General features: G+C 65.8%; 12 protein-coding genes. 4 read left to right on the forward strand and 8 right to left on the reverse strand.

Features of this window, described 5'->3' with window-relative positions:
* Nucleotides 1-30 precede the first annotated feature (30 nt).
* Complete coding sequence (locus QXK92_RS24930) at nucleotides 31-2646, reverse strand: LuxR family transcriptional regulator (protein WP_306246046.1); 2616 nt, start codon at nucleotides 2644-2646, stop codon at nucleotides 31-33.
* 190 nt (nucleotides 2647-2836) lie between these two features.
* Between QXK92_RS24930 and QXK92_RS24935 the strand changes: the two genes are divergently transcribed.
* Both QXK92_RS24935 and QXK92_RS24940 read left to right on the forward strand, forming a co-directional pair.
* The gene (locus QXK92_RS24935) at nucleotides 2837-4402 is read left to right on the forward strand and encodes a PE family protein (protein ID WP_306246048.1); all 1566 of its coding nucleotides are present in this window, start codon (nucleotides 2837-2839) and stop codon (nucleotides 4400-4402) included.
* Nucleotides 4403-4801: 399 nt separating this feature from the next.
* Nucleotides 4802-5041, forward strand: coding sequence for a hypothetical protein (locus QXK92_RS24940; RefSeq protein ID WP_306246050.1), 240 nt, complete (start codon nucleotides 4802-4804; stop codon nucleotides 5039-5041).
* On the opposite strand, the gene QXK92_RS24945 is transcribed toward QXK92_RS24940, so the two are convergent.
* The gene (locus QXK92_RS24945; protein ID WP_306246051.1) at nucleotides 5001-6275 is read right to left on the reverse strand and encodes an MFS transporter; all 1275 of its coding nucleotides are present in this window, start codon (nucleotides 6273-6275) and stop codon (nucleotides 5001-5003) included. The genes QXK92_RS24940 and QXK92_RS24945 overlap by 41 nt on opposite strands.
* Before the next feature lie 56 nt (nucleotides 6276-6331).
* Nucleotides 6332-6958, reverse strand: coding sequence for a pyridoxamine 5'-phosphate oxidase (gene pdxH, locus QXK92_RS24950; protein ID WP_306246485.1), 627 nt, complete (start codon nucleotides 6956-6958; stop codon nucleotides 6332-6334).
* Between the two features lie 106 nt (nucleotides 6959-7064).
* Between pdxH and QXK92_RS24955 the strand changes: the two genes are divergently transcribed.
* On the forward strand, nucleotides 7065-8186 hold the full coding sequence (locus QXK92_RS24955; RefSeq protein WP_306246052.1) for a citrate synthase 2: 1122 nt from the start codon (nucleotides 7065-7067) through the stop codon (nucleotides 8184-8186).
* Nucleotides 8187-8322: 136 nt separating this feature from the next.
* Here QXK92_RS24955 and QXK92_RS24960 read toward each other — a convergent pair whose 3' ends face one another.
* The 4 genes from QXK92_RS24960 to QXK92_RS24975 form a co-directional block, all read right to left on the reverse strand.
* On the reverse strand, nucleotides 8323-8856 hold the full coding sequence (locus tag QXK92_RS24960; RefSeq protein WP_306246053.1) for a PE family protein: 534 nt from the start codon (nucleotides 8854-8856) through the stop codon (nucleotides 8323-8325).
* Between the two features lie 142 nt (nucleotides 8857-8998).
* Nucleotides 8999-9751, reverse strand: coding sequence for a sterol desaturase family protein (locus QXK92_RS24965; RefSeq protein WP_306246054.1), 753 nt, complete (start codon nucleotides 9749-9751; stop codon nucleotides 8999-9001).
* A 10-nt stretch (nucleotides 9752-9761) separates the two neighbouring features.
* Nucleotides 9762-10373, reverse strand: coding sequence for a TetR/AcrR family transcriptional regulator (locus QXK92_RS24970; RefSeq protein WP_306246056.1), 612 nt, complete (start codon nucleotides 10371-10373; stop codon nucleotides 9762-9764).
* 122 nt (nucleotides 10374-10495) lie between these two features.
* Nucleotides 10496-10828: an SDR family NAD(P)-dependent oxidoreductase gene (locus QXK92_RS24975; protein WP_306246058.1), complete on the reverse strand. Its 333-nt coding sequence runs from the start codon at nucleotides 10826-10828 to the stop codon at nucleotides 10496-10498.
* Nucleotides 10829-11038: 210 nt separating this feature from the next.
* Here QXK92_RS24975 and QXK92_RS24980 point away from each other — a divergent pair, with 210 nt between their 5' ends.
* Nucleotides 11039-11491: a VOC family protein gene (locus QXK92_RS24980; RefSeq protein ID WP_306246059.1), complete on the forward strand. Its 453-nt coding sequence runs from the start codon at nucleotides 11039-11041 to the stop codon at nucleotides 11489-11491.
* 17 nt (nucleotides 11492-11508) lie between these two features.
* Here the strand turns inward: QXK92_RS24980 and QXK92_RS24985 are convergent, their stop codons facing one another.
* Nucleotides 11509-13203, reverse strand: coding sequence for an FAD-dependent oxidoreductase (locus QXK92_RS24985; RefSeq protein WP_306246061.1), 1695 nt, complete (start codon nucleotides 13201-13203; stop codon nucleotides 11509-11511).

Consider the following 13203-nt stretch of genomic DNA (forward strand, 5'->3'; position numbering starts at 1 on the left):
GCGTCCGCGTCGGGCCCACGCAGTATTCCGCTACTCAACTTGCCGATGCGACACCAGCGCGGCGAGTTCCTCGCGGGTGGTGGTGCCGGTTTTCGACATCGCCCGGTAGATGTGGCTTTCCACGGTGCGTACCGAAAGCGTCAGCCGATCGGCTACCGCTCGGTTGGACAATCCGGCACCGATCAGCATGACGATCTCGCGCTCCCGATCGGTGAACGGCAGCGGTTCGCTTGCCTGGCGACGCGCCGGAGTCGACACACCGCCCCACTGCTCGGCCAAGGCATCCGCCCTTTCCGCACTGCCCAAGGCCGAGCCCCGTAAGCCCTGATTGCGGTATGCGACGGCGGCATGAGCGGCAGCGTCGATGGCAGCAACGTAGTCACCGATCTGTTCGAATTCCTCCGAGGCCGCCGCCAGTCCGCCGGCGTCGCCTGCATGCAGGGCGGCCGAGAACCGCGCCGCGACACCGACCCGTGGTCCCTCGACGACCGCTTCGAGCTCACGCAACCTGGACGTACCCGAATGATCGCCAAACTGCGCGGCGGTCTGCAGACACAGCACCTCTGCCCCAAATTGGCCTTTGGTCGAGGCATTTTGGGCCGTCGCCAGCGCGATCGAGATCGCTTCGGACACAGCACCCTGGACGGCGGCCACCCACGCCCGCGCCAAACCGCGCTCGTAGGCCAACGACCGGAAAGGGCGACGCTGTCTGTCCAGCGCGGCGAGTTCGGCGGTCGCCTGCTTGATGGATCCGCTGAGCGCCAGGGCAGTGACGCGGGCGATGTCGTAGCGGTATCCCCAGCCCAACGCGTGGGTGGCGGTCAGTCCCGCCACCGCGCTTTCGAGCAGCGGAACCGCGGATCGCACATTCCCCGCTCCGAGTGCGGCCCTACCCCTGATCGCGGCGCCCAGCAACTGAGCAGCCCCCGGCATGTCAGCCGCGCGTCGGCTCACCCAGTCGGCGACGTCGAGGGCCTCGGTGATCCGGCCCGCCAGCAACAGCGCGCTCACGTGCGAATCCGCGATGTTGAATGCCATCTGCGGTGCATCGAAAGAGCGCGCCGCACTGGCATATCCGGCCTCCGCGAGAGCTGCTGCTTCGCCGGCACGCCCCGCATCCGCGCTTATCGTGGCAAGGACCCAAGCGATCTCAGCGCCGACGACAGCGGGTAACTCGGTCAGTTCCAAGCTCGTCGACGCGTGCAGTGCGGCATCCGGTTCGTCGGTCGCAAACCAGTAGACCGTCAGGAAGGCATCGATATAGCTCCGCACGTGCGGTGCCGCGGTCGAAACCGCGTCGTCGATGATCTCTTTGGCGTGCACGGGGTCGCCCAGTGCCCACAGCACATTGCTGGCCCGTAGGAACGCCAGCCGGGCACGCTCGATATCGGTCAACTGGCTGGTGTCGAGACCGGCGAGCACCGCGTCGGCCTCGGCCCCCCGACCCAACCATGAAAGTGCGTGCGCGCGAACGAAACTTGCATCGGCTCCGGCGCCGGCACGCAGCGCGGCATCGCCAAGCCGATCTGCGAGTGGCAGATCCGCCAGCCAGACGGCGCCATGAGCCGCGCTGACCAGGAGGTCCGGGTCGGGTGTGAGATCGGACTCCAGACTCAGCGTGGCGCGCCGCACCACGACCTGGATGTCATCGCGGCCCTCTGACGTGGCGAGTTCAGCGGCAACGAGTCCGCGCAACCTCCGTAACCGTGTCGAGGGCGCGCGCCGCCGCCGAACCTCACCGTAGAGCGGGTGCGCCAAGCGGACCTGGACACCGCCGTCGGAGGCCTCGAGAGAGATGAGGGCACGCGTGTCGGCATCCTCTATCGCCGCCGGGTCAGCGATGCGCCTCAGGTGAGCCAACTCGAGTGGCTCGCCGACTGCGACCACGTCGACCACGTCGCTGACCGGCGCGGGTAGCGCTCCGATGCGGGACTCGATCAACTCGACCAGTCCCGGCGGCATGACGGGATCGCCGAGCCAGCGCCAGTAGCCGTCCCGGCAGATGATCCGCCGATCTGCAACCTCCTGCTCGACGATATTGCGCAGATACAGCAGGTTGCCGCGGGTGAGCCGCCAAAGCCGCTGAGTGGCAATCGGATCCACAGGGCCGCCCAGGGTGGCTGAGAGCAGCGAGCCGGCTTCCTCGAGGGACAACGGCTCCAGGTCGATTCGTTCGAATTGACCAATCCCCCATACCTCCTGCACCGCAGGGGGAATGGGCTCGCCTGCGCGGACGGTCAGCAGTACCTTCGCAGCTTCCCGCTGCACAACCTGATGGAGCACGAAAATCGAAAGGTCGTCGAGCAATTGAACGTCGTCGACGGCCAGCACCACCGGAACGCCCGCGGGCGCCGCCGTCAGTGCTTGCATGACTGCGCGCGGCAACTGCACGACGTCGTTGACTCCTGGTTGAGCCCACTCTGTGAAGGCGCCCAGCGGAATTGCCCGCGCCGCCGAGGTGCCGACGGCCCACCGGCCCTCCCAACCCCTGGCCACGGCGGCGGACAGCGCCTCACGAGCGATCCGACTCTTACCGACCCCCGCTGGACCGCATACGACGATGCCGGGGGTGTCCGAGGCCGCTAGAGCAGCTTTGATAATCCGCAGCTGCTCCAAGCGGCCGACCAGCGGCCACGACAAGCGCACGTGCGTAGCGTAAGGGTAAGCGCCGCCGATTCTCAGGTTTATCGGGCGGACCGGTGAGTTCAGGATCCGGTGCTGTCGCCACGCACGATTAAGTATCCGTCTACCTAATCCTGAGCCGCCGCTACCCGTCAGGCTGGGTCGAACGCCCCGTCCCTTCCGGTGCGCCACGCTCAATAGTTGGGGGACCGACATGTCCTACGTGACGGCAGCACCGGATTTGATGATCGCGGCCGTAACGGATTTGGCCGCTATCGAGTCGGCGCTCACCACCGCCAACACGGGCGCGTCGGCCGGGACCACGGCGGTACTCGCCGCGGGGGCCGATGAGGTGTCGGCCGCGGTCGCCGCACTGTTCTCCACCCATGGCCGGCAATATCAAGCGCTCAGCGCCCAGGCCATGCGGTTCAATGATCACTTCGCGCGCATCCTGGCAGCCGGCGCGGACTCGTACGCGGGCGCGGAGACCGCTGTCACCCGGCCCCTGCAGGGCCTGCTCGACCTCGTCAACGCGCCCTTCGTGACCCTGACCGGACGCCCGCTGATCGGCAACGGAGCCAACGTCTCCGCGCGGCCAGGACCCGCGGCTAGCGTCCAGGAGCTGCTGGCCAACCTCGGCCTGGGCAACAAGGGCGTCTCCAACGTCGGCAACGGCAACACCGGCAACAGCAACTTCGGCAGCGGCAACATCGGCGATCAGAACATCGGCGGCGGAAACACCGGCAATGCCAACCTCGGCAGCGGCAACACCGGCAGCCGAAATTTCGGCTCCGGAAATGTCGGGGACGACAACATCGGCTTCGGAAATGTCGGCACCAACCTGTATGGGGCCGGCACTCATAACGTTGGGCTGGGCAACACCGGTAACGACAACATCGGCCTGGGAAACAGCGGCAACGGAAACAGAGGCGGCGGAAACACCGGCAATTTCAACACCGGGGCCGGGAACACCGGCAACAACAACATCGGCTTCGGCAACTCCGGAAACAACAACATCGGGATCGGGCTCACCGGCAACAATCAGGTGGGCATCAACCTGGCGGGACTGCTGAACTCAGGCAGCGGCAACATCGGATTGGGGAACTCCGGTACCAACAACATCGGGCTCTTCAACTCCGGCAGCGGCAACGTCGGGATTTTCAACGCGGGCAGCAACCTCGGACAATTGCCTGGCGTCCACAACAACTTCGGCATCGGAAACTCCGGTGCCGGGAGTTTCGGCATCGGTAATACAGGAGCACTGAACACCGGCATCGGAAACGCGGGCATCGTCAACACCGGCTTCGGGAACTCCGGCAGCTATAACACCGGTATCGGCAATACCGGCGCCGTCAACAGCGGCTTCTGGAACGCAGGTCACTACAACACGGGAAACGGGAATTCAGGCGACACGAACACCGGCCTGTGGAATGCGGGTAACGCCAACACTGGTATCGGATCGGCTATCAACACCGGGCTCACCAACTCGGGCTTCAACAACACGGGCACCAATGTGTCGGGCTTCGGTAACACCGGCTCACAGATGTCGGGTCTGCTGAACACCGCCAAGGGCGGCAGCATCGAGAATCACGGAATTTCGGGCATCTCCAACCTGGCCACCGGTGGCTCAAACATCGACGGCCGGATGTCCGGCTTCTTCAACACCGCCGTGACCGCCGCGATCGCGGGCCAACCGATCGGCCGATTGAGTGGCTACAGCTCGGGCTTACTGAACATCGGCACGGGTGTAGCAGGCATTTTCGGCCTCGGTCGACTGTGAGGTCAGGCAATTCCGAAGACAGCCCCGATACCCGCGGCAATGAACGTCGCATGCGCCATCGCGGCCTCCCTCGTTTCATGCGCATCACCGGTCCCGTCCCGGCGGAAACTTCCTGCGCACCAAGCGTCGCCCCGGGCCGGTGCGATGGAAATCAGTAGTCGGGTACTCAAACCTTGTGTCGCCGGCGCCCGCGGAAGAGGCGTCGTTCCCGCACCCTCATTTAGGTAGCTGACTACTCAAGCCCGCCTCGTCGATGCGAGCGAACCTCTGTACCAGAACCGACACCACCATCCAGGGCGAACGCGACGAGCAGCAGCACGGCAGAGCACGTCAAACCACGCATCAGGAGTTGGGCAGTCATGGGACCTGTTGCCAGAGGCAGCAATTCACATCGAGGCGATGCACAGGTTGAGCGACCTGGGTGCCGTGGTCACGCATGTCGTGTGCGCGACGTCGCGCGAAGGCCTCGAGGCCGAATGGCGCGAGATCAGCGTTCTCGCCTTTGACGGTGACCGCATCAGCCGATGTGAAGTGTTCGCCGAGACGGATCTCGATGAGGCGCTCGTTCGATTCGACGACCCGCAGCCATACGACGAACTCACCGCCCGCCACTGCCAATCGGGACCCGATACCGCATGAAAGCCGGCGCGACGAGCGCCGCAACCAACACACCGGCCACCACAAGCGCACCGCCGCCCGCCGCGGCCGCCGTCGTGCCAACGACTGCCGCCGCTGCGCCGTGCACCGTGTCGGCCAACCGGGGCCCACCGCCGACCACCACGGTGAACACCCCCTGCAGCCGTCCCACCAGCTCAGCGGAGGCCGCCCCCTGCAGGATCGTTTGCCGGAATGCGGCCGACACCATGTCCGCCGCTCCGCCGACCGCGAGAAACGCCACCGCCGCCCACAGCATCGGACCCGCCCGGCCGTGCGCCGTGCCGCACACCAACCCGAAGCCCACCATCGCCAGCCCCCACACGACTATCGCCGCGACAATCGTCAGACCCTGCCGCCGGATTCTGGGCAACCAGCCGGAGAACACGCCGCCGGCCACTGCGCCGGCAGAGATAGCTGCGGCCAACAGCGCCATCGCCGAACCGCCCTCGATCGGACCGCCGAAGCTTTCGTGAGCGATCTGCGGGAACAACGCCCGCGGCATCCCGAAGACCATCGCGATCAGGTCGACGACGAACGACATCAGCACCACCGTGTTGCCGGCCAGATAGCGGAAACCGTCCAGCATCGCACCGATCCCCCAGCCCGCCGTCCCGGGCGGCTCCAGCGCCGGCATCGGCGACAGCCGGATCGTCGCCCAGATCGGCGCCGTGCAGGCCACCGCGTCGACCAGATACAACGTGGACAGGTCGACCCAATTCAGCAGCAGCCCCGCCAGCAGCGGGCCGACGATCGCGCCGAACTGACTGACGGTCATGTTCAGCGCGTTGGCTGCCGGCAACTGCTCCCCCGGCAGCATCCGGGGGATCGCCGCAGACCGGGCGGGCGAGTTGACGGCGAAGAACCCCTGCTGCACCGCCAGCAGGCACAGCACCACCCACACATTGTTCAGAGAGAGCGCAGCCTGCAGCCACAACAACAGCGAGCCCGCCGCCAGCCCGCAGGAGGAGAGGATCAGCAGCAGCCGCCGGTCCATGGCGTCGGACCAGGCGCCACCGAGCAGACCAAACACCACCAGCGGCACCAACGCGAACAGTCCGGCCAGCCCGACGTATGCGGAGTTTCGCGTCAACGCATAGATCTGAACCGGGACGGCGAAGATCGTCAGATTCGCGCCGATGACGGTGGGAATGCCGGCCACCCAGAGTCTGCGGAAGTCGGCGGTGCGCAGCGGCGTCGTATCCGCAAGGAGGGGCATCGTTGGCGAGCGTAGCCAGACGCGGTCACGGATAAACGTGACGGCGAGCAAACGAGCTAGGGCTGCAACCGCTCGATCTGCCCGTCGATCACCCGAATGCGGTTGTGCAGCCGGTTTTCCCGGCCTTGCCAGAATTCGACCACTTCGGGAGCGATCAGGTATCCGCCCCAGTTCGGCGGCACCGGGATCTGCTCGGTGTCGGCGAAGCGGGCGGTCACCTCGGCGAGTTGGTCGAGCAGGGCCGCGCGCGACGCGATGGGCTGCGACTGGTGTGAAGCCCAGGCCCCCAGCTGCGAGCCGCGTGGCCGCTTGGACCAGTACTCCTGGGTGTCCCGCGGATCGACTTTGCTCACCGCGCCCCGGACGTGGATTTGCCGGCCCAGCAGGTACCAGGGGAAGGTCGCCGACGCGTACGGGGTTGCCGCCAGGTCGAGGCCCTTGGCCGAGTCGTAATTGGTGTAGAAGGTGATCCCCGCCTCGTCGGCGCTCTTGCACAACACCGAGCGGCTGACGGGCCTGCCGTCAGCGACGGTAGCCACCACCATGGCGTTCGGCTCGGCGATGCCGGCTTGCTGAGCGTCATCAATCCACTTGCGGAACAACGTAAGCCAGCCGTCGGCAAGCCAGTCCGCGTCGAGGTCGGGGCTGCCGTCCTTCTCGACGGATCCGTACTCCACCCGCATCCCGGCCAGGTGCTGCCCATGAGGTTCGGTCACCGCCCCAACGCTACTCGGCGGCTGTTACCGGCCGGTAGTAAGCGGTGCGGACACAGGTGCGAGAATTTGCCCCATGACTGTGGTTCCGGAGGATTTTGTCCCAGGCCTCGAAGGCGTTGTGGCCTTCACCACCGAAATCGCCGAACCCGACAAAGACGGCGGCGCGCTGCGCTACCGCGGCGTCGACATTCAGGATCTGGTGAGCCAGCGGGTCACCTTCGGCGACGTTTGGGCGCTGTTGGTCGACGGTGAGTTCGGCCGCGGACTGCCGCCCGCCGAACCGTTCCCACTGCCGATCCACACCGGCGACGTGCGGGTGGATGTGCAGGCCGGCCTGGCGATGCTGGCGCCGATCTGGGGATACCAGCCGCTGCTGGACACCGAAGAAGCGGTCGCGCGCGACCAGCTGGCCCGAGCCTCGGTCATGGCGCTGTCGTACGTCGCACAGTCGGCGCGCGGTATCTACCAGCCGGCCGTACCACAGCGCGTCATCGACGAATGTTCCACTGTCACAGCACGTTTCATGACTCGCTGGCAGGGCGAACCGGATCCCAGGCATGTCGAGGCGATCGACGCCTACTGGGTGTCAGCCGCTGAACACGGCTTGAACGCCTCCACCTTCACCGCCCGCGTGATCGCCTCGACCGGCGCGGATGTCGCCGCAGCGCTGTCGGGTGCGATCGGAGCGATGAGCGGCCCCTTGCACGGTGGCGCGCCGGCCCGCGTGTTGCCGATGATCGAAGAGGTGGAACGCACCGACGACGCGCGCGGTCTGGTCAAGGGCATCCTGGATCGCCGCGAGAAGCTGATGGGTTTCGGACACCGGGTCTATCGGGCCGAGGACCCGCGGGCGCGAGTCCTGCGGGCGACCGCGGAACGGCTGAAAGCACCCCGTTACGAGGTGGCCGTCGCGCTCGAGCAGGCGGCGCTGGCCGAGCTCCGGGAGCGCCGGCCGGACCGGGCGATCGAGACCAATGTGGAGTTCTGGGCCGCGGTCATCTTGGACTTCGCCGAGGTTCCGGCCAACATGATGCCGGCGATGTTCACCTGTGGACGCACTGCCGGTTGGTGCGCCCACATCCTCGAGCAGAAGCGGCTGGGCAAACTGGTCCGCCCCTCGGCCATCTACGTGGGACCGGGCCCGCGCAGCCCGGAATCGGTCACGGGCTGGGATCGGGTACTCACCGACGCATAGACGGGCGTCACCTTCGCCGTCTTCCGCCGCTTGACGGCGCCGACAAGCGCACGCGGTGCCGTTGGTGACGGCAGTTTTCGCTAGAGCTTGTTCGATGGGGACGATCGAGACAGCCGTCCGGCGGATCGGGATCGTCTCAATCCAGGTACGGGTGAAAAGGCATGTCTACGTACGGGTAAGAAATAGGTTGCCCGCCGATCACCTCGCCGAACAGCGTCAAGAATTGTTGGAGAACCAGGAAGGGGAAGAGGGGCAAAAGCGGCCAGAAGAGGGGAAAGAGCGTGAATGCCATTACCTGCAAAGGCAACAAGGTGATCATGTTGGTCAATGCGTTTCCAGCACGGGTGTAGTAGCGCAGCTCCTCATTCACACCCTGCAACAACGAAGCGATCACATCTTCAGCGCTGGCATACGACGCCGCGCTCGCACTCAGGTGGTGCACAAGGTGCTGCTGGAAACTCGCCGCCTCCCCTGCCGCCGCCCGATAGTCGTGAGCGTGCTCCGAATACAGGAGCGCTATGCTCGCCGACACCTCGTCGGCGGCCGCTGGGGCCATCGTGAGGATCGACGGGACCGCCGACCTGTGGGCTTCATCGAGCGCGGAAGCGATGTGGTCCAACTCTGCCGCTGCGGCCTCCATGGCCTCTGGCAACACCCTCACATATGACATGCCCGCTTACCTCCGCCACTTCCGACAGTCCGAGAATGTCAGCGGTCGACGGTGCGAGCTGCAGTAGTGGACTACTCAAATCACGCCGACCGTGCCTGCCCTCGGGCTGCCGAACTGGCGACTCAGGCGAGATCTGCGACGGCTACGAGGCCACCGGCAAAGCCGCGATTTCCGGCTTTTTGTACGTACCAAACAGCTTGTCGCCGTATGTCATCACGACAGACAGGTTGGTGGGCCGCTTTTCGGAGTGATGTAGTTCGTGGCCCGACGCCGCAGGCAGCAACCAACGGGGATAGAAGGTCATGTCGTAGCCGCTGTGAGTGATCACCATGGCGGTGGTGTTCGCCACCGCATAGGCGACCACGATCATCGGATGCGCCCCGAACACCAATGGCGGTACATACAGGCACAGCATCACCATCAGGCCCTCAACCGGGTGCACCACGAAGTTGGTCCAGATGGTCAGGGGTGATTGCACCCGATGGTGCAGGTAATGCACCTTCTGAAAGACGAATCGGTTGCCGTGCTCGAGCCGGTGCCACCAATAGGTGAGAAACTCCCCGATCACCATGAAGCACACGAGCTGGGTGACGAAGGCGACCAATGTCGGTGCTGCGGTGGGCACTTCGGCCACCCATGGATGAAATATGCGGTGCAGGACGAAGAATGCCACCGCCGCACCGACGTAGGTCGACATGATCCGCAATCCCAGCTTGGTCGCCGCCCGGGCCGAGATCCGGTGGTAGACGGCGACGTCGAAGACCGAATAGACGACGCCGGTCAGCAGCACGACCGCGACCACAACCGGCAAGAAATACAATGGGAATTCGAAAAAACCGACGCCGAGGTGATGCAGCATCCAGTCCCAGACTGGTTGCAGCGCAGTGCTATTCATGGTGTCGCTCCTACTCGTGTGAAGTGTCGGTCAGCAGGCGCCGGGCGGCCAGTCCCAGTTCGGCGATGCACTGCTCGACGGTGATGTCGCCGACTCCGAGCAATGCCAGATCGGCGAAGAACACCCGTCCGAGCACCGTCATGGCCGGGTCGAGCGACGAGAGTTCGTGCACGTCGTGCGGTACTCCCGTCGCTCCTCCCAGTAGGTCCAGGAACATCTGCCGAACGCCGAGGCGGAACGCGTCAGCAACCGGACCCTGAGCCAGGACCGAGGCCATGGTCGCCCGGACCATCGGCAGGTCCGACGCAGCCTCCCGGACGACCTGCTCAATCGCGACGTCGATTGCGCTGGCCGGAGACGCTGCCGCGATCGCTTGCGGAATGCGCTGCGCCACATCATGACCCCAGGCCAGCGCGGCCTCGCACACCACATGCTCCTTGGACGCGAAATAGCGGTATGTCGTCGCCCTGGAAACGCCGGCGGAGCTGGCGATCTGCTCCATACCCACGGACTCGTGGCCGTGCTCGCGAATCAATTCGCGGGCGGCCGCGAGCAAGCGTTCGCGCACGTCGCGCTGGCGCGCGTCCAGTGTGCGGTGAATCGTCAGAGTCGTAGGACCCACGCGGTCGTCCTTTTCAGCCAGGTTCGAGACAAAAGCTGATACAGATGTCTCATCCAGAGGTGAGACGACTGTATCAGCACCAGTAGCGCGCGGCAATACCCGCTGCTTGCCGTGCCGTGACGTCAGATCGTCGTGTGGTTATAGGAGGAGCCCCGGATCACCGAGCTGATGGCGCGCCCGAAGCGGCGTTCCACCGAGCTGATCAACTTCATCACCTGGGCTTGATCGGTGCTGTCCGCGGCGACCGCGAAGACCCGCGACGCGCTGTAGCCGTGCACGACCCTGGTCAACTGACTCACGTTCCGCCCCGACACCGCTACGCAGTAGCCGGCGGCCAGCAACGCCCGCGCGGCGAAATAGCCGGAGTCCGACCCCGCATCCATGACCAGGAACAGCTTGGGTTGATCAGCGGGCAGCGGCCGCGTCCCGGCGGAGGCTGGTGCGATGGGCGACATGCACCCAACGTAGAGATCGTCCCGACGTTCCGGAATCCACCGATCGGACGTTTGCGGACGAATTCGGCCTCAGCCGATCGGAGGCACGCAGCGTCCTCCGATCGTCGGCTGTCGGAGGTCCCGATTACGGTTCGCGATGAGAATTGCCGTCAGGGTTGGTCAGTACGTATGAGCCCGGGCGGGCGATACCACCAACCTGAAGGAGTGCCCATGGCCATCAAGGTCGAACCTGCAGTGATCCCCCACCTCGTCGTCGATGACGCCGCTGCCGCCATTGACTTCTACGTGCGGGCGTTCGACGCCGTCGAAATGGCCCGCATCCCCGGCCCCGATGGCCGGCTCATCCATGCCGCGGTGCAGATCAACGGCTCAATGGTGATGCTCAACGACGACTTCCCGGAAATGTGTAACGACCAGTCGATGACCCCCAAGTCCTTGGGAGGCACACCCGTGACCATCCACCTCACGGTCACCGATGTCGACACCAAGTTCCAGCGGGCAATCGACGCCGGCGCCACCGTGGTGATGCCGTTGGAGGACCAGTTTTGGGGCGATCGTTACGGTGTGGTGGCCGATCCGTTCGGGCACAACTGGGCGCTCGGCCAGCCGGTCCGCGAGGTCAGCATCGAGGAGATCAAGGAGTCGATGTCGGCCCAGGCCTGACGGCGATCTCGCAACATCTAATCCCGCGCGCGCAACCGGGTCAGCAGGCGCCGTCCCCGTGGCGGCGCCTGCGGCGCGGTGCCCGCAGCAGCGAGCATGTCGGCGACATCGGTGAACTTGCGACGCGGACGGCCATCAGCGTCACCACGCGCCACTTCGGCCGCGTCGATGGCTCGCCACCCGGCGGAGTCGACGACATCGGGCTGGCGCTCGGCCACCAGGTCCACCAGCGACGCCGGCGTGCCCACCGGGTCGGTCAATGCGCCGGAGTTGAAGTCGGCCACCAACGCCTGAACGGTCTGGAAGGAGCAGGACTTGTTGGTGCCGATGAAGCCGGTCGGCCCTCGTTTGATCCAGCCCGCGACATAGGCGCCCGGCACCGGCCGGCCGGACACGGGTTCGACGACCCGTCCGCCGTCGTTGGGAACGACGGCCTTCGACTTGTCGAACGGCAGGTCACGAATGTGCTTGCCGCGGTAACCGATCGACGTGAGCACCAATCCGGCATCAATCCGGCGGGGTGCGCCGGTCTCGGTCACCGAGAACTCGACCCCGACGGCGCGCTCTTCACCGAGGATGCGCTGCGGCGTCAGCCCGTAGGCCAGCCGGATGCGCGGCCGCGCGGATGGCGTCGAGCCATCACCCAGCCCGCTCAGGATCTGCAGCTTGTGCCTGGTGAATGGGTCCGTCGCGGTGGCGAGATCGGCATGCACCCAGCGCTGGTCCTCAGGGCTCAGCACGACCTCGCACGCACCGGTGAGCCCGATCAGCTCGGGCAGGGTGAATGCCGAGTGGGCGGGTCCCCGGCGAGCCGCGATCACCACCTCGCGAACGGCCGACTTTCGGAATGCCTTCAGCGCATGGTCGGCGATGTCGGTGCGGCCCAACTGGTCGGGGTCTGCGGTGAGTACCCGGGCCACGTCGAGCGCCACGTTGCCATTGCCGATGACCACCACCCGTTCGTGGCTGAGATCGACTGACAGATGGGCATATTCGGGATGACCGTTGATCCACGCCACCAGCTCGGTAGCGGTGCCGACGCCCGGTAGGTCGGCCCCTTCGACATCGAGCCGACGGTCGTCGGGTGCACCGACGGCATACAGCACGGCGTGGTGGTGGGCGAGCAATTCGGCGTGACTGACGTGCCGGCCGACCTCGACGTTGAGAAAGAACCGAAATCGGCGGTCGTCGGCCACCCGATCGAACAGCCGGGTGACGTTCTTGGTGTGCTGATGATCGGGCGCCACACCGGCACGCACCAGACCGTAAGGCGTGGGCAGCTTTTCGAAGACGTTCACCCGCACGCCCTGTTGCACCAGGAGTTCGTCCGCGGCGTACATCGCCGCGGGTCCCGACCCGACGACGGCAACCGTCAGCGGGCGGCGCCGGGGGCGCACCTGCGCGGCCGGGATCACCGGCGCCAGCTTCGATGTCGGCGGCAGCTTGGCATCGGCGGGCCGTTCCGGGTAGAACGACGCGTTTATCTCGACGAACGGCAGTTGACCGGCATCCAGCTTGCTGTCCGGGACGATCGCACCGACCGGGCAGGCACTGACGCAGGCGCCACAGTCGACACATGCCACCGGATCGATGTAGAGCATTTCCGTTGTGGCATAGCCTGGCTCGTCGGGTGACGGGTGAATGCAATTGACCGGACATGCGAAGACGCACGACCCGTCATTGCAGCACGATTGCGTGATGACGTGCGGCAT

The organism is Mycobacterium sp. TY815 (assembly GCF_030755135.1).
Lineage (GTDB): Bacteria > Actinomycetota > Actinomycetes > Mycobacteriales > Mycobacteriaceae > Mycobacterium.

Coding starts and splice junctions, on each gene's coding strand:
- QXK92_RS24935 (WP_306246048.1), top strand. CDS start 2,837: ATGTCCTACGTGACGGCAGCACCGGATTTGATGATCGCGGCCGTAACG.
- QXK92_RS24940 (WP_306246050.1), top strand. CDS start 4,802: ATGCACAGGTTGAGCGACCTGGGTGCCGTGGTCACGCATGTCGTGTGC.
- QXK92_RS24945 (WP_306246051.1), bottom strand. CDS start 6,275: ATGCCCCTCCTTGCGGATACGACGCCGCTGCGCACCGCCGACTTCCGC.
- pdxH (WP_306246485.1), bottom strand. CDS start 6,958: ATGCGGGTGGAGTACGGATCCGTCGAGAAGGACGGCAGCCCCGACCTC.
- QXK92_RS24955 (WP_306246052.1), top strand. CDS start 7,065: ATGACTGTGGTTCCGGAGGATTTTGTCCCAGGCCTCGAAGGCGTTGTG.
- QXK92_RS24960 (WP_306246053.1), bottom strand. CDS start 8,856: ATGTCATATGTGAGGGTGTTGCCAGAGGCCATGGAGGCCGCAGCGGCA.
- QXK92_RS24965 (WP_306246054.1), bottom strand. CDS start 9,751: ATGAATAGCACTGCGCTGCAACCAGTCTGGGACTGGATGCTGCATCAC.
- QXK92_RS24975 (WP_306246058.1), bottom strand. CDS start 10,828: ATGTCGCCCATCGCACCAGCCTCCGCCGGGACGCGGCCGCTGCCCGCT.
- QXK92_RS24980 (WP_306246059.1), top strand. CDS start 11,039: ATGGCCATCAAGGTCGAACCTGCAGTGATCCCCCACCTCGTCGTCGAT.
- QXK92_RS24985 (WP_306246061.1), bottom strand. CDS start 13,203: ATGCCGCACGTCATCACGCAATCGTGCTGCAATGACGGGTCGTGCGTC.